Below are 15,049 nucleotides of genomic sequence, written 5' to 3'. Positions count from 1 at the left end.
CTGTGGCATGTGAGCAACTGACGCATTTTTGCGAAAAGGATGGGGAGACGAACAAGAGATAATGGAGCCGTTCCCCGTCAGTGGTTACTAACGGGGAACAGAGAGACGTTACTCGTCTGATGCGTATCCCTGAGGAGAGAGTTTGATGCCGTCAAGCCATGCTGCGTTTTCGCGCATTTCAAGACGCCCATCGACAAACCAGCTAACCACTAACGGGTAAATTGCATGCTCCTGCACCTGAACGCGTGCGGTGATGTCATCCTCGCTATCGCCTTCAAAAACCGGAATTTTAGCCTGGAGAATGACCGGGCCGCCATCCAGTTCATCAGTAACAAAATGCACAGAAGTGCCGTGCTCTTCGTCGCCGTTTTCCAGCGCCTGACGATGCGTATGCAGGCCAGGGTACTTTGGCAACAGGGACGGGTGAATATTGAGCAAACGCCCTTCGTAGTGCGCGACAAACGCCGGACTGAGGATTCGCATATAGCCTGCCAGTACCACCACATCGGGGGCATAAGCATCAATTTCCCGCATCAGTTCGCGATCGAACGCTTCACGGTTGGCAAATTGACTGGCGGTCAGCGCATGCGCTGGAATGCCTGCTTCCCGGGCACGTTCAAGGCCGAACGCGTCGGCCTTGTTACTGAATACTGCCCTGAGGGTGCCTTTAATTTTCTGCTCTTTGCAGGCGTCGATAATTGCCTGCAAATTGCTTCCGTTACCGGAAATAAGCACCACAATATTCATCATTCAATAACCACACGCTGTTCGGAATCAGAGGCTTTGATGATACCGATTTTCCACGCCTTTTCACCTTTGGCCTTCAGCAGCGTGAGCGCGTTATCGACTTCCGCTTCCGGCAGGGCAATCACCATCCCGACGCCGCAGTTGAAGGTGCGATACATTTCATGCTGACTGACATTACCTGCGGTTTTCAGCCACTCAAAGACGGCCGGCCACTGCCAGGAAGATTCGTCAATCACTGCCTGTGTGTTGTCGGGCAGAACGCGCGGGATGTTCTCCCAGAAACCGCCGCCCGTCAGGTGCGCGATGGCGTGTACATCAACCTGTTCAATCAGCTCCAGGATTGACTTCACATAGATACGCGTTGGCGCCAGCAGATGATCGGCTAACGGTTTGCCTTCGAGTTCTGTTATTTCAGGGTCGCAACCGCTGACGTCGATGATTTTACGCACCAGAGAGTAACCGTTGGAGTGCGGGCCGCTGGAACCCAGCGCTATCAGCACATCGCCATCAGCCACTTTCGAGCCGTCGATAATTTCTGATTTTTCGACCACACCAACGCAGAACCCGGCCACGTCGTAATCTTCGCCGTGATACATGCCCGGCATTTCAGCGGTTTCTCCGCCGACCAACGCGCAGCCAGACTGCAGACAACCCTCGGCAATACCGCTGATCACACTGGAGGCGGTGTCGACATCCAGTTTGCCGGTGGCATAGTAATCCAGGAAAAACAGCGGTTCTGCACCCTGAACGACCAGATCGTTAACGCACATCGCCACGAGATCGATACCAATGGTGTCGTGACGTTTTAAATCCATTGCCAGACGCAGTTTTGTCCCTACGCCATCAGTGCCGGAAACCAGTACAGGCTCACGATATTTTTGCGGCAATGCGCACAGCGCGCCGAAGCCACCCAGACCACCCATCACTTCGGGACGACGGGTTTTCTTCACTACGCCTTTGATTCGATCAACCAGAGCATTACCCGCGTCGATATCAACACCGGCATCTTTATAGCTAAGAGAGGTTTTATCGGTCACTGCTTGGGTCCCCACGCGTTTACTTGCGGTGAAAATTAAATTCGGCGCAATTCTAACAGGGAAAGCAAACGTTTGCGAGCCTGCTTTGCATCGGCATAGAACTGCTGATTTTTTCAACATTTCGCTCTCGAAATTCGGGTTATTTGAACTGCGCCACGAAAATGAACCCGGTTTCATTCTCGTTCTTGAAACCCGCCTGATAAATGCACAGTATCGTAATGAAACCGGTTTCTGTGAGTGTGGCCTGAGACTGCGGACAGCAAATTGCGACGAATGAGGGAAGCGTATGTCTGGATTTAAAGCGAATTTCATGTGGGGAGGCGCAGTGGCGGCTCACCAGTTAGAAGGCGGCTGGCAGGAAGGGGGAAAGGGCGTCAGCGTGGCGGATGTCATGACCGCCGGCGCGCATGGTATTCCCAGAGAGATCACCCCCGGCGTCATTCCCGGTAAGAATTACCCCAATCACGAAGCCATCGATTTCTATCACCGCTACAAAGATGACATCTCGCTCTTTGCTGAAATGGGATTTAAATGTTTCCGCACCTCCATCGCGTGGACGCGTATTTTTCCGTTGGGCGACGAATCCCAGCCGAATGAAGCAGGCCTGCAATTTTATGACTGCCTCTTTGATGAATGTCTGAAACACGGCATTGAACCTGTTATTACGCTGTCGCATTTCGAGATGCCGTATCATCTGGTGACGGAATACGGCGGCTGGCGCAACCGTAAACTGATCGACTTCTTTGTCCGTTTTGCGCAGGTGGTTTTCAAACGCTACCAGCACAAAGTGAAGTACTGGATGACGTTCAATGAAATCAACAACCAGGCCAACTTCCACGAAGACTTTGCGCCCTTCACCAACTCCGGCCTGAAATACCTGCCGGGTGAAGACCGCGAGCCCGTGATGTTTCAGGCGGCGCATTATGAACTGGTGGCCAGCGCGCTGGCGGTAAAAGCGGGGCGTGAAATTAACCCGTCACTGCAAATCGGCTGCATGATCGCCATGTGCCCAATCTATCCGCTGACCTGTGCGCCGAACGACATGATGATGGCGATGAACGCCATGCATCGCCGCTACTGGTTCACCGATGTACACGTGCGGGGGAAATATCCGCAGCATCTGCTGAACTACTTTGCGCGTCGTGGTTTTACGCTGGATATCACCGAAGACGATAAACAGGCGCTGATGCAGGGCTGCGTCGACTATATCGGGTTCAGCTACTATATGTCGTTCGCCACCAAAGCTACGGCGGATAACCCGCAACTGGACTACGACGAAAGCACCAGCCTGGTCTCTAACCCGTATGTGCAGAAGTCCGACTGGGGTTGGCAGATTGACCCGGTGGGGCTGCGCTATTCGCTCAACTGGTTCTGGGATCACTATCAGCTACCGCTGTTTATCGTCGAAAACGGCTTTGGCGCGATTGATGTCCAGCAGGCCGACGGCTCTGTAGACGATCAATACCGCATCGATTATATGGCCGCGCACATCCGTGAAATGAAAAAAGCGGTGGTAGAAGATGGTGTCGATCTGATGGGTTACACCCCGTGGGGCTGCATTGATTTAGTTTCTGCGGGGACGGGCGAAATGAAAAAACGCTACGGCTTCATCTATGTCGATAAAAATAATGACGGTAGCGGGACGTTAGCACGCCATCCAAAGAAATCATTTGCCTGGTATCAGCAGGTGATTGCGTCTAATGGTGAAAAACTGTAATCCGCGCAAATAGCGGTCAGCCCTGGTTGGCCGCTATCCCTTTTCGTTTATGCCCAGCGCTGAGATATTCGTCTGTCGAATATTTGCTCTATTCACGCCAACCCCTCCTATGCTTGATCAACATCAAGTAAATAAATGTTGCCCACTAAAAGAATGGCGGTATAATCCGTCGATTTTTTTTGTGGCTGCCCTATTCAAAGGAGAAAGAGAATGAAGATTGTGGAAGTGAAACACCCACTCGTCAAACACAAGCTGGGCCTGATGCGCGAGCATGACATCAGCACTAAACGCTTCCGTGAACTCGCCTCCGAAGTTGGCAGCCTGCTGACTTATGAAGCCACTGCGGGTCTGGAAACAGAAAAAGTGACTATCGAAGGCTGGAACGGCCCGGTAGAAATTGACCAGATCAAAGGCAAGAAAATTACCGTTGTGCCGATCCTGCGCGCAGGTCTGGGCATGATGGACGGCGTACTGGAAAACGTCCCGAGCGCGCGTATCAGCGTTGTGGGCATGTACCGTGACGAAGAGACGCTGGAGCCAGTACCGTACTTCCAGAAACTGGTTTCTAACATCGACGAGCGTATGGCGCTGATCGTTGACCCGATGCTGGCAACTGGCGGTTCCGTTATCGCCACCATCGACCTGCTGAAGAAAGCGGGCTGCTCCAGCATCAAGGTGCTGGTGCTGGTTGCGGCGCCGGAAGGTATCGCAGCGCTGGAAAAAGCGCACCCGGACATCGAGCTGTACACGGCGTCGATTGACCAGGGACTCAACGAGCACGGATACATTATTCCGGGCCTCGGCGATGCCGGCGATAAGATTTTTGGTACGAAGTAAACGAAAAAATAAAAAGAGCCGACTTTTAGAGTCGGCTTTTTTTTGAATAAAACACCAATAACATACAACACTCAGAGGAAAACACTATGACGCGCCGTGCTATCGGGGTGAGTGAAAGACCGCCGCTTTTACAGACTATCCCGCTTAGTTTGCAGCATTTGTTTGCCATGTTTGGCGCAACCGTGCTGGTGCCAGTCCTGTTTCATATCAACCCGGCCACTGTCCTGCTGTTTAACGGCATTGGCACCTTGCTGTACCTCTTTATTTGTAAAGGTAAAATTCCTGCCTATTTAGGTTCAAGCTTTGCCTTTATCTCTCCGGTTCTGCTGTTGCTGCCTCTGGGATATGAAGTCGCGTTAGGCGGCTTTATTATGTGCGGCGTCCTGTTCTGCCTGGTATCAGTGATTGTGAAGAAAGCGGGGACCGGCTGGCTGGATGTGATGTTCCCGCCTGCGGCGATGGGCGCAATCGTTGCCGTCATCGGTCTGGAGCTGGCGGGTGTTGCTGCAGGGATGGCGGGATTACTGCCTGCCGAAGGCCAAACGCCGGACTCGAAAACCATCATCATTTCTATGGTCACCCTGGCGGTAACGGTATTCGGTTCAGTGCTGTTCCGTGGCTTTATGGCGATCATCCCGATTCTGATCGGCGTGCTGGCGGGCTATGCGCTGTCGTTTGTGATGGGCGTTGTGGATACCACGCCGATTGCACAGGCACACTGGTTTGCGCTGCCGACCTTTTATACTCCGCGTTTTGAGTGGTTCGCCATTCTGACGATTCTGCCCGCAGCGCTGGTGGTTATTGCGGAACACGTGGGTCACCTGGTGGTCACGGCGAATATCGTGAAGAAAGATCTGATCCGCGATCCGGGGTTGCACCGCTCAATGTTTGCAAACGGCCTGTCGACCGTCATCTCCGGGTTCTTTGGCTCCACGCCAAACACCACCTACGGTGAGAACATCGGCGTGATGGCGATTACGCGTGTGTACAGTACCTGGGTTATCGGCGGCGCAGCCATTATTGCGATTCTGCTTTCATGTGTAGGTAAACTGGCTGCCGCCATTCAGATCATCCCACTGCCGGTGATGGGCGGCGTGTCGCTGCTGCTGTACGGGGTGATCGGCGCATCGGGTATCCGCGTATTGATCGAATCAAAAGTGGATTACAACAAAGCGCAAAACCTGATCCTGACCTCGGTCATTCTGATCATCGGTGTCAGCGGCGCGAAGGTGCACATTGGCGCGGCAGAACTGAAAGGTATGGCGCTGGCGACCATTGTCGGGATTGGCCTGAGCCTGATTTTCAAAGTGATCTCGCTGTTGCGTCCGGAAGAAGTCGTACTGGATGCGCAGGATGCGGATCGTCCTCAACACTAACTCTCTGTCCGGGCAGCGACGCTGCCCGGTTCTATCGCGACGGAATTCTGTGGTAAACTCACTGCGATTTTGTGAAATCCTGGGTTGAGGTATCTCTGAACACACCGGCACAGCTCTCTCTGCCACTTTATCTTCCTGACGATGAAACGTTTGCAAGTTTCTGGCCGGGGGATAACGCCTCTTTACTGGCCGCGCTGCAAAACGTGCTACGTCAGGAACATAGCGGATATATTTATCTCTGGTCGCGCGAAGGTGCGGGCAGAAGCCATCTGCTGCATGCCGCGTGCGCCGAGTTGTCGCAGCGTGGCGATGCGGTCGGTTATGTCCCGCTGGATAAACGTACCTGGTTTGTGCCGGAAGTGCTCGACGGAATGGAACATTTGTCGCTGGTATGCATTGATAATATTGAATGCGTAGCGGGAGACGAACTGTGGGAGATGGCGATCTTTGATCTCTACAACCGTATCCTGGAGTCGGGGAAAACCCGTTTACTGATCACCGGCGATCGCCCACCGCGCCAGTTAAACCTCGGGCTGCCCGATCTGGCCTCTCGCCTGGACTGGGGGCAAATCTATAAACTTCAGCCGCTCTCCGATGAAGATAAACTTCAGGCTTTACAGCTGCGGGCAAGATTGCGTGGTTTCGAACTGCCGGAAGATGTGGGGCGTTTCCTGCTGAAACGACTGGACCGAGAAATGCGTACGCTCTTTGATACGCTGGATCAGCTCGATCATGCCTCTATTACCGCACAACGTAAACTTACGATCCCCTTCGTAAAAGAGATCCTCACGTTGTAATTTTGCCGGGCGGCGGTTCTACCTTACCCGGCTATTCATAGACTCACGCCTGTCGCATATCCTCCAGGAGATGTTCTACCAGCAGGGGAATCGGCCTGCCTGAGGCAACACTCTTCCCGTTTTCCCGCCATAGCGCCGTACCGCTAATATCCAGATGCGCCCAGGGAATTGTCGGCGGGCAAAAGTGGTGTAGCAACCAGGCGGCGGAAGCGCTGATCGCCGCGTTATTGCCGGGCGTATTGCACAGATCGGCAATGGCGCTTTCGGTCTGTTTTTTCAACCGCGCATCAAGCGGTAGCGACCAGACTTCATCTCCGCACTGTTTTCCGGCTACGTTTAGCGCCTGACGCAAAGGTTCATCCTGAGTCATGAGTCCGTTCAGTTCATAGCCCAGCGCTTTCACTACCGCACCGGTTAAGGTTGCCATATCAATAAGATACCTGGCCTGTGGATGTCGCTGGCTGGCCCAGGCAATCGCGTCTGCCAGCACCAGTCTTCCTTCTGCATCCGTATTATTGATTTCCACCGTCAGACCGTTGCAGGCGCGCGCCACGCTACCCGGCTGCATGGCGTCAGGGCCGATGGCGTTTTCAGCCAACGCCAGCACGCCCATAATGCGAACCGGTAAATGTAACTCTGCAACCGTCAGCAGCAACCCCAGCACATTGGCTGCGCCGCACATGTCGTACTTCATGGTGTACATACCCGCGCCTTCTTTCAGCCACAGGCCGCCGGTATCAAACGTAATACCTTTTCCCACATAGCAGCGTACCGGACCCTCGGTGATGCCATCGTAGTGAATGGCAAGCAAACGAGGCGGGCAGGTCGCGCCTTTACCCACGGCATACAGCAGACCCAGACGTTGCTCAATAATTTGTTTTTCATCAAGTACTTCGCAGCGAAGGGCAGGGAATGCGGAGCACTGCCTTTGCGCTTCTGCCACCACGAACTGCGGCGTACAGCGGTCTGATGGAATATCTGCCAGGCGGCGAGCGGCAAGCATGCCATTGGCAATCGCCTGCTGTTGGCGAAATAGCGTCTCTAATCTTTTTTGCTGCGCGGGCAGACAGAGTGCATCTATATGGCAAACTCGCACTGACGTTTGATCGGTCTTTTTGAGCTGTAAATCGCTGAGCCGGTGCGCCTGATTGAACAAAAAACGCAATAACTGCATCAGGACGGTGTCATTGATGTCCGTCACATCAATGACCACACGGGAACTGACAGGCTCTGCCAGCACCGGACGCAACGCGATCAGCAAACTTTCGGTCAGCGGATCGTGCCAGAAGGCTTCGGGGAGTAGCGTAATACGTGCGAACGGGGCGCAACCGAAACACGTATCGGCCGTTTTATCCTGCTGGCGCATTTCGTTGATGAGCGGGGTATCGGGCAGCTGCGGGCAGGATGCGCGTGCAATAAGATGGCTTTCCTGTTGCGTCTCTGTGAGTGAATGAATTAACTGAAAGGTAATCATTATTCTTCCTCTATCGGGGCACGAATTCGCGCAGCGTAGGCCTGCATCCATTCTTCATCGACAGGCTGATAATGCGTCTTTTCACGTTGGCGCTCGGCGCGATAAACGGTAAGCGGATGGTGGGCGGAGGCCACCGTGAATGAAAAGGTTTTAATATTGGTGGCGGCGCCAAACTCACCTTTATTGTTCATACAAACAACGGAGAGATCGCCTACGCGGCCAAAGCGCGACATCAGCTTGTCTTCCAGTTCGAACACCACGGAATCGGCGGCGTGTTGCGGCGTCATCCCCTGCGCCATGCGGCGCACGATTTCATAACTGACGCAGCCTTTCATCAGGTCTTCGCCGACGCCTGTTGCGGTCGCCGCGCCTGTCTCGCTGTCGCAATAGAAACCGGAACCCATGATTGGCGAGTCGCCAATACGTCCGCGTTTTTTCATAAACAGGCCGCTGGTGGAGGTCGCGACGCTCATTGAACCGTGTTTATCAAGCCCGATAATTCCGACCGTATCGTGGCCGTCATAGGGGCTCAGACCTTTATCCAGCGTTTCGCGACAGCGCTTGCGATAATGTTGCATAGCGCGGTCAGTCAGCATGGTTTTGCTCGCAAATCCCTGATTCAGCGCCCACTCGCGAGCTCCCTGACCCACCAGCAAATTGTTATAGCGCTGGCGGCTTAATGCGTGGGCCACCCGCACCGGATTGGCGATATCAATCAGATTGCCCACCGCGCCAAACGCCAGCGTGTCGCCATCCATAAAGGCAGCGTCCAGTTCGACATCGCCATTTTCAGTGGGCAAACCACCGTAGCCGACGGATTTGTAAAGCGGAAAGTCTTCAACGGTGGCAACGGCGTCGACGACAGCTGGGGCCGCGCGTTTCCCCGTCGCCAGCGCAGAGGCAGATTCCGTGACGCCTTCAAGCGCCATTCGCCAGGTGGCGATAATTCCCCACATGGTTTACTCCTGTTTAGCCAGCGTGGCTTCGGTTTGCGTAAGAGAGGCGATTTCTGCAGCCCGGTATTGCTTGTCCAGAATACGCAGGAAAGGCAGATACAGCATGGCGCCAATCAGCAGGTTGATAAGCTGCATGATGCTACCGCTGATATGCCCGGTAACGATAAAGCCGCTGATGACCGGTGGCAGCGTCCAGGGGATAAATACCCCGGTCGTCACCGCCACCATGCCGATTTTCATGGCCGCATACTGGATAGTCACCAGCACCAGCGGTACCAGATTGAATGGAATCAGCATGATCGGGTTCATGATCACCGGCAGACCAAACAGAATCGGTTCATTGATATTGAACAGTGATGCGCCCGCGCCCAGTCGGGCCACTTCCCGCATGTTTTTGCTTCGGGCGAAAATCAACATGGCGATAACCAGCGACAGCGTCGCGCCTGCGCCACCCATCCAGATCATGTCAAAAAACTGTTCGGTGATAATGTGCGGTGGCGTGATGCCCGCCTGAATCGCGGCGATGTTATCGGTCTGATTTTCCATCCATGACGGACGAATGATGCCGTTGACCATCGAACCAGAGTTGATCCCCACTGACCACAAAATGGTAATGCTAAATACCGTCAGCAGTGCGCCAATGTAAGAGGTGCCGAAATGGCGTACTGGGGTGGCGACGACTTCGTAAATAAACTGATGAATTGTCTGGTAATGGGTGTTCTGGAAGAGAATACGAATGGCGAGCACCAGAATCATCACCAGCAATGCCGGAATCAGCGCGGCGAAGGACTCCTGCACGGCTGGCGGCACGCCATCGGGCATTTTGATCACCAGCTTTTTACGTTTCAGCCAGCAGAACAGCTCTGTCCAGAGCAGCGAGCCAATCATGGCCACGAACAACCCTTTGCTGCCGATCCACTCAACCGGCATTACCGTAATCCCGCCGTTTTCAGCGACTTTCATAAACGGGGTGAGGATAAGAAAACTGACCAGCGACAGAATCCCGCAGGAGAGACGGTCATCACCATAATATTCGGCCAGTCGGAAGCCGACCAGAAAACAGATAAACAGCGACATGGTAGAGAAAACGGCATTAAACGGGATCTCAACGATGTTGCCCCAGTTTTCGCCAAAGGTGCTGGACATGAAATGCTGATAGCCCTCATTGGGAAACGACGAGATCACCAGCAGGATAGAACCGACGATAATAAATGGCATGAACGAGACGTATGCGCCGCGAATCGCACCTAAATGACGCTGCTGCGCCGTTTTTGCTGCGATGGGCATCAGTTTCGCTTCAAGAAATCCCAGAACATTGTTCATTGTGAACTCCGTACAAGATCAAGTGACGTGATGTGTGTTATGTCTGCGGATTATCAGTGAAGCATGGCGGCTGAAAGGTGAATCAGGTCACAATGTAATCGCTGTATTACTATAAATCTCACATGATTAGTTACGTAAATGCGGAAATTCTTACGATGGAAATCAAATTACACGCCAATGCCACGACCACACCCCGTATTCGCCGTTATCTCCAGAATTCGGATAAAAGTGACAGAGAACTCGCCGCTGAGCTTGGCATATCGGTGACTACCGTGAGGCGCTGGCGTTGCCGCGAGGAGGTTTTAGACAAAAAAACGACGCCCGCTGTGATACACAAAGTGATGAGACAAGAACAGGTGTCTCTGGTCAATGCATTGCGTGATTTGTCGGGCGCGCCACTGGATGAACTGCTGTTGCTGGTGAATGACGTGTTGGGGATACCGGTCTCCCGTGCGACGCTGAACCGGTATTTAAAACCGGTGGCACCTAAACACCGGGACGCGCCGTTACAAGGGAAAAAAGCGTTAAAAGCGGGGCTGTTGCCACATCACCTGGAGGTGCATCACCTTCTGCTGTCATTGCATATGGACGATGGCGGCGAGCATCATTTGCTGTGGGCGCGTGAACCGTTAAGCGGATGGTGTTTTGCCAGACTGTATGCCGGGATCTCACCGCAGCGCGTGGTGAACTGGCTGGAAGAATTACTGAGTGAATGTCCTGCTGATATACAATCTATTGAGACTTTTCTTTTTGAAGCTGACAACGCCAGCGTGAGAAGCGTGCTAAAGCTGCGTGGAATTGAGCACAAAATCAATCCAGGTTCACCCGTCAGGGCGCAGGTGACTGTTCCGTTAATGACGATAATTCCGCGATTGCAAACAGAATCTGCCAGTCAGTTACTGATTCAGATATGCGATTTTTATAACGCAGGGCGGGCGCAAAAAAAATTGGGCGATAAGACGCCGCAGGCTTTTCTTGAAGCGCTGCGGCATGAGGATTAGCGGACGATGTCCAGTACCTGTTCTGGCGGGCGACCGATACGCGCCTGGCCGTTGGCAACCACAATCGGGCGTTCCATCAGTTTCGGGTTCTCTACCATTGCCTGAATCAGCGCCGCTTCGCTCAACTGGCTGTCTGCCAGGTTGAGCGAAGCATATAGATCTTCTTTCTGGCGCATGAGCTCACGTGCGCTGGACATTCCCAACATCCGTAACAGTTCACGCAGGGTAGCGGCATCAGCGGGGCTTTCCAGATAGAGCACCACTTCCGGCTCGACGCCGTTTGATTTCAGCAGGCTAAGCGTCTCGCGGCTCTTCGAGCAGCGAGGATTATGGTAGATTTTTACCGTGTCAGACATGAGTTCTCCTTTTACATCTTTTCATACGGCTTGAAGCGCTGCTGTAGCTGGCGCAACTGGTCGATGCGGGCATCGTAACGCGCCTGCTGCTGACTCCCCAGTTTGACCTGAGAGCTTGCGTTGCTGAGCATGGTGATCGCCTGATCCAGACGTCCCGACAGTGCATACACTTCAGCACGCGCAGCCAGTTCTTGATCGCGGTTATTTATCGCCGCTTCCACCTGCGCCAGCAGGTCCCAGCCGTTGCTGTCATCTTTATTATTGAAGGTATAGCGATTGAGTATGGTTGCGGCCTCTTTCGCTTGTCCTCCCTGCAACAAGGCATTGGCCAGGTTGAGTTGCAGGACGGGGTTAACGCGCAGATCGCGGGCGCTTTTCAGCCGGTTAATGGCGTCGTTGGGTTTCTTCTGACCGAGATCGATATCGGTTGCCAGGTCGAGATACCACGCATTGTTCGGCTCTGCGCTCAGCAATGGCTGCAGCGTTTTACGCGCCTCGTCATATTTATTGGCTTCCATCGCCTGTAACGCTTTGCCGTATTGCGCAGCGCGTTGCTGACGAACGTTGCCTTTGCTCCATTCATCCAACAGGTCGCTGGTTAACTGGTTGCGCCCTGAATTGTACATCCCCAGCGTACGCGCTTTCGCCAGATAAAAGTCTTCTGAAGATTGCACTACGTTTGGTCGCATCTGGTTCGCACGGTTACGGGCGTCCGCGAGACGGCTTTCCGGCAAGGGGTGGGTGAGCAAAATTTCAGGCGGTCGGGTGGAGTAACGTGCCTGATCGAGCAGTTTTTCCAGGAACGTCGGCATCGCCTGGGGATCGAAGCCCGAACGTTGCAGAACCTGAATACCGATACGATCGGCTTCCTGCTCGTTTTGCTGCGTGAAGCTGATCATCCCCTGGCGCGTACCTGCCAGAGTCCCGGTGAGCGCCGCCATACCCGCCTGCGGGCTGGCCATCGCCAGTAATATTGAGCCTAACGCGCCAACCCAGGTGAGCGGGGCGCTACGCTGTTGATCTTCCATCGCACGCGCCAGGTGACGCTGGGTCACGTGAGAGATTTCGTGCGCCATAACGGAGGCCAGTTGGCTTTCGTTGTCGGAATAGCGAAAAAGCGCAGAATGCAGAACGACGTTGCCGCCGAAGAAGGCAAAGGCGTTTATTTCGTCGTTATTAATCAAAAAGAAATGGAAGGGAGTTTTCACCGAGTCGGCATGAGAGACCAGGCGCATCCCGAGGGTATTGATGTACTGTACCAGCAGCGGATCGTTAATCAGCGGCGCGCTGCCTCGCAGCTGGCGAACATAATAATCGCCCATCTGCATTTCCTGACCGATGGAAAGCGTGCTGGCTGCCGAGGTCCCCATATCGGGCAGTGTGTCCGTTGGATCTGCAAACGCGGGCGCTATCTGACCGAGGGTCAGCGCAGCGATGAGGGTAGCAACCAGGTTTTTTTTAAACTGCCTGAACATGACCTCTGTCCTGTATTCTTTGAGATAGCCATTTGACCGATGCTGCGAAATATCGTTCCCGCTTCGGTGACATTGGGAGTGTAACTGCGAAACCCGTCAATGAACACCCGGACCAGGACGCTTCTCAGTTTCCTGAATCAGCCATAAAAAGCGAAGTCTTTTTTGAGACATTTCGATACAATTCGGGATCACAATCCCGCTATTGAGTTCAGGGAAGGGTTTTTATGCTCGAAATGTTGATGCAATGGTATCGCCGTCGCTTTAGCGACCCGGAGGCGATTGCTTTGCTGGTTATTCTGGTGGCTGGTTTTAGCATCCTGTTCTTTTTTAGTGGGCTTTTAGCGCCGCTGCTGGTGGCGCTTGTGCTGGCTTATCTGCTCGAGTGGCCGACAGTGCGTCTGGAGGCCATTGGCTGTTCCCGGCGATGGGCGACCTCGATTGTGCTGGTGTTCTTCGTCGGCATATTGCTGTTGATGGCATTTGTGGTGATGCCGGTGGCGTGGCAGCAGGGGATCTATTTAATCCGCGACATGCCGGGCATGCTGAATAAGCTCTCCGATTTTGCTGCGACATTGCCGCGTCGCTATCCGGCGCTGATGGATGCCGGGATCATTGATGCAATGGCGGAAAATTTGCGCACCCGAATGCTCTCAATGGGCGATTCGGTGGTGAAATATTCGCTGGCGTCACTGGTGGGGCTGTTGACGCTGGCGGTCTATCTGGTGCTGGTGCCGCTGATGGTTTTCTTCCTGATCAAAGATAAAGATCAGATGCTGAATGCCGTGCGTCGGGTTTTGCCGCGAAATCGGGGTCTGGCAGGCCAGGTCTGGAAAGAGATGAACCAGCAGATTACCAACTATATTCGCGGCAAAGTGCTGGAAATGGTGGTCGTTGGCGTGGCGACATGGCTTGGCTTTTTACTGTTTGGCCTGAACTACTCATTGTTGCTGGCGGTCCTGGTCGGATTCTCAGTGCTGATCCCCTATATCGGCGCATTTGTGGTGACGATTCCGGTGGTGGGGGTGGCGTTGTTCCAGTTTGGTTTAGGAACGGAGTTCTGGAGCTGTTTTGCCGTGTACCTGATTATTCAGGCGCTGGACGGCAATCTGCTGGTGCCGGTGCTGTTCTCTGAAGCCGTTAATCTTCACCCCTTAGTGATTATTTTGTCGGTGGTCATTTTTGGCGGTCTGTGGGGATTCTGGGGCGTCTTTTTTGCCATTCCACTGGCAACGTTAATCAAAGCGGTGGTTCACGCCTGGCCAGATGGACAGACCACGCTCGAAGAGTAATCTTTAGCCCATAAAATAGCCCGGCGACGATATGCGCGCTGGGCTACCCTTCATCTCTCTGTACTTGCGTTAATATTTAGTGTTTATCTTTACGCAAATAAATGATCCAGTACGTCACGCTGACCAGCAAACCACCACCGATAATATTGCCGATGGTCACCGGGATCAGATTATCGGTAATGAAATTGCTCATTGTTAAGGCCGGAAAATTATCCGCGGTGGTTTGCGTAAGATTCCAGAATGCGTCCGGCGAAAAATTGCGAATCAGCATAGCCAGAGGGATAAGAAACATATTAGCAATACTGTGCTCGAAACCGCTGGCGACAAACATGCTGATCGGTAATAACATGGCGGCAATTTTATCGGTGAGCGAATGGCCGGAATAACTTATCCATACCGCGAGACAGACCATTAAATTACACAGCGTGCCCAGACAAACGGCTTCGATAAAGGTGTGATGCATTTTGTGATCGGCGGTTTGTAAAACGTTTAACCCCCACAAACCGTTGCTGTTCATCGCCTGCCCGGAAAACCAAATCAGGCATACAAAAAAGAGCGCGCCGACCAAATTACCGCAATAGACGATATGATCCTACCCACGTAATGTGGACACGGCCCTAAGCGAGGTTCTGGTTTTCAAACTGTTCCGGGCTGAGTCCGCCAC

At 53.4% G+C, this 15,049-nt stretch carries 13 protein-coding genes and 1 pseudogene; 6 read left to right on the top strand and 8 right to left on the bottom strand.

The window, feature by feature from the left end:
- Positions 1–108 precede the first annotated feature (108 nt).
- A complete protein-coding gene (gene purN / locus AC07NP_RS15640) occupies positions 109–747 on the bottom strand; it encodes a phosphoribosylglycinamide formyltransferase (protein ID WP_490470877.1) in 639 nt (212 codons plus the stop codon).
- On the bottom strand, positions 747–1,784 hold the full coding sequence (purM, locus tag AC07NP_RS15635; RefSeq protein ID WP_494661006.1) for a phosphoribosylformylglycinamidine cyclo-ligase: 1,038 nt from the start codon (positions 1,782–1,784) through the stop codon (positions 747–749). The genes purN and purM overlap by 1 nt, the downstream gene beginning before the upstream one ends.
- Before the next feature lie 286 nt (positions 1,785–2,070).
- On the opposite strand from purM, the gene AC07NP_RS15630 reads away from it, so the two are divergent.
- From AC07NP_RS15630 to AC07NP_RS15615, 4 genes are all read left to right on the top strand, one after another.
- Positions 2,071–3,501 carry a 6-phospho-beta-glucosidase gene (locus tag AC07NP_RS15630; RefSeq protein WP_494661005.1) on the top strand — a complete coding sequence of 477 codons (1,431 nt, stop codon included), beginning with the start codon at positions 2,071–2,073 and terminating at the stop codon, positions 3,499–3,501.
- A gap of 210 nt (positions 3,502–3,711) precedes the next feature.
- A complete protein-coding gene (gene upp, locus AC07NP_RS15625) occupies positions 3,712–4,338 on the top strand; it encodes a uracil phosphoribosyltransferase (RefSeq protein WP_162379081.1) in 627 nt (208 codons plus the stop codon).
- Positions 4,339–4,424: 86 nt separating this feature from the next.
- Positions 4,425–5,714: a uracil permease gene (gene uraA / locus AC07NP_RS15620; protein ID WP_203360433.1), complete on the top strand. Its 1,290-nt coding sequence runs from the start codon at positions 4,425–4,427 to the stop codon at positions 5,712–5,714.
- A gap of 95 nt (positions 5,715–5,809) precedes the next feature.
- Positions 5,810–6,511: a DnaA inactivator Hda gene (locus tag AC07NP_RS15615; protein WP_238929233.1), complete on the top strand. Its 702-nt coding sequence runs from the start codon at positions 5,810–5,812 to the stop codon at positions 6,509–6,511.
- Positions 6,512–6,554: 43 nt separating this feature from the next.
- Here the strand turns inward: AC07NP_RS15615 and AC07NP_RS15610 are convergent, their stop codons facing one another.
- The 3 genes from AC07NP_RS15610 to celB are packed head-to-tail and all read right to left on the bottom strand — an operon-like array spanning position 6,555 to position 10,264.
- Positions 6,555–7,985 carry a leucyl aminopeptidase family protein gene (locus AC07NP_RS15610; RefSeq protein ID WP_494661004.1) on the bottom strand — a complete coding sequence of 477 codons (1,431 nt, stop codon included), beginning with the start codon at positions 7,983–7,985 and terminating at the stop codon, positions 6,555–6,557.
- A complete protein-coding gene (locus tag AC07NP_RS15605; RefSeq protein ID WP_494661003.1) occupies positions 7,985–8,941 on the bottom strand; it encodes a glycosylasparaginase in 957 nt (318 codons plus the stop codon). The genes AC07NP_RS15610 and AC07NP_RS15605 overlap by 1 nt, the downstream gene beginning before the upstream one ends.
- Before the next feature lie 3 nt (positions 8,942–8,944).
- Positions 8,945–10,264, bottom strand: coding sequence for a PTS cellobiose transporter subunit IIC (gene celB, locus AC07NP_RS15600; RefSeq protein WP_494661002.1), 1,320 nt, complete (start codon positions 10,262–10,264; stop codon positions 8,945–8,947).
- A gap of 155 nt (positions 10,265–10,419) precedes the next feature.
- Between celB and AC07NP_RS15595 the strand changes: the two genes are divergently transcribed.
- Positions 10,420–11,265 carry a transposase family protein gene (locus AC07NP_RS15595; protein WP_494661001.1) on the top strand — a complete coding sequence of 282 codons (846 nt, stop codon included), beginning with the start codon at positions 10,420–10,422 and terminating at the stop codon, positions 11,263–11,265.
- Here AC07NP_RS15595 and arsC read toward each other — a convergent pair.
- Together arsC and bepA are read right to left on the bottom strand one after the other, a co-directional pair.
- The gene (arsC, locus tag AC07NP_RS15590; protein ID WP_494661000.1) at positions 11,262–11,621 is read right to left on the bottom strand and encodes an arsenate reductase (glutaredoxin); all 360 of its coding nucleotides are present in this window, start codon (positions 11,619–11,621) and stop codon (positions 11,262–11,264) included. The two genes, AC07NP_RS15595 and arsC, sit on opposite strands and share 4 nt — an antisense overlap.
- A gap of 11 nt (positions 11,622–11,632) precedes the next feature.
- The gene (bepA, locus tag AC07NP_RS15585) at positions 11,633–13,096 is read right to left on the bottom strand and encodes a beta-barrel assembly-enhancing protease (RefSeq protein ID WP_494660999.1); all 1,464 of its coding nucleotides are present in this window, start codon (positions 13,094–13,096) and stop codon (positions 11,633–11,635) included.
- A 224-nt stretch (positions 13,097–13,320) separates the two neighbouring features.
- Between bepA and AC07NP_RS15580 the strand changes: the two genes are divergently transcribed.
- Positions 13,321–14,385, top strand: coding sequence for an AI-2E family transporter (locus AC07NP_RS15580; protein WP_203360441.1), 1,065 nt, complete (start codon positions 13,321–13,323; stop codon positions 14,383–14,385).
- Positions 14,386–14,461: 76 nt separating this feature from the next.
- Here AC07NP_RS15580 and AC07NP_RS15575 read toward each other — a convergent pair.
- Positions 14,462–14,968 (bottom strand): annotated as a pseudogene (locus AC07NP_RS15575) (formate/nitrite transporter family protein); the annotation flags it as partial.
- Positions 14,969–15,049: the final 81 nt, after the last annotated feature.

The organism is Citrobacter sp. GW821-FHT07H02, assembly GCF_059418505.1.
This window is presented reverse-complemented; position numbering and strand designations above follow the sequence as displayed.

Bases quoted from the DNA above. Each gene is read 5' to 3' on its own strand.
- purN (WP_490470877.1), bottom strand. From the start codon at position 747: ATGAATATTGTGGTGCTTATTTCCGGTAACGGAAGCAATTTGCAGGCA.
- AC07NP_RS15630 (WP_494661005.1), top strand. From the start codon at position 2,071: ATGTCTGGATTTAAAGCGAATTTCATGTGGGGAGGCGCAGTGGCGGCT.
- upp (WP_162379081.1), top strand. From the start codon at position 3,712: ATGAAGATTGTGGAAGTGAAACACCCACTCGTCAAACACAAGCTGGGC.
- uraA (WP_203360433.1), top strand. From the start codon at position 4,425: ATGACGCGCCGTGCTATCGGGGTGAGTGAAAGACCGCCGCTTTTACAG.
- AC07NP_RS15610 (WP_494661004.1), bottom strand. From the start codon at position 7,985: ATGATTACCTTTCAGTTAATTCATTCACTCACAGAGACGCAACAGGAA.
- AC07NP_RS15605 (WP_494661003.1), bottom strand. From the start codon at position 8,941: ATGTGGGGAATTATCGCCACCTGGCGAATGGCGCTTGAAGGCGTCACG.
- celB (WP_494661002.1), bottom strand. From the start codon at position 10,264: ATGAACAATGTTCTGGGATTTCTTGAAGCGAAACTGATGCCCATCGCA.
- AC07NP_RS15595 (WP_494661001.1), top strand. From the start codon at position 10,420: ATGGAAATCAAATTACACGCCAATGCCACGACCACACCCCGTATTCGC.
- arsC (WP_494661000.1), bottom strand. From the start codon at position 11,621: ATGTCTGACACGGTAAAAATCTACCATAATCCTCGCTGCTCGAAGAGC.
- bepA (WP_494660999.1), bottom strand. From the start codon at position 13,096: ATGTTCAGGCAGTTTAAAAAAAACCTGGTTGCTACCCTCATCGCTGCG.
- AC07NP_RS15580 (WP_203360441.1), top strand. From the start codon at position 13,321: ATGCTCGAAATGTTGATGCAATGGTATCGCCGTCGCTTTAGCGACCCG.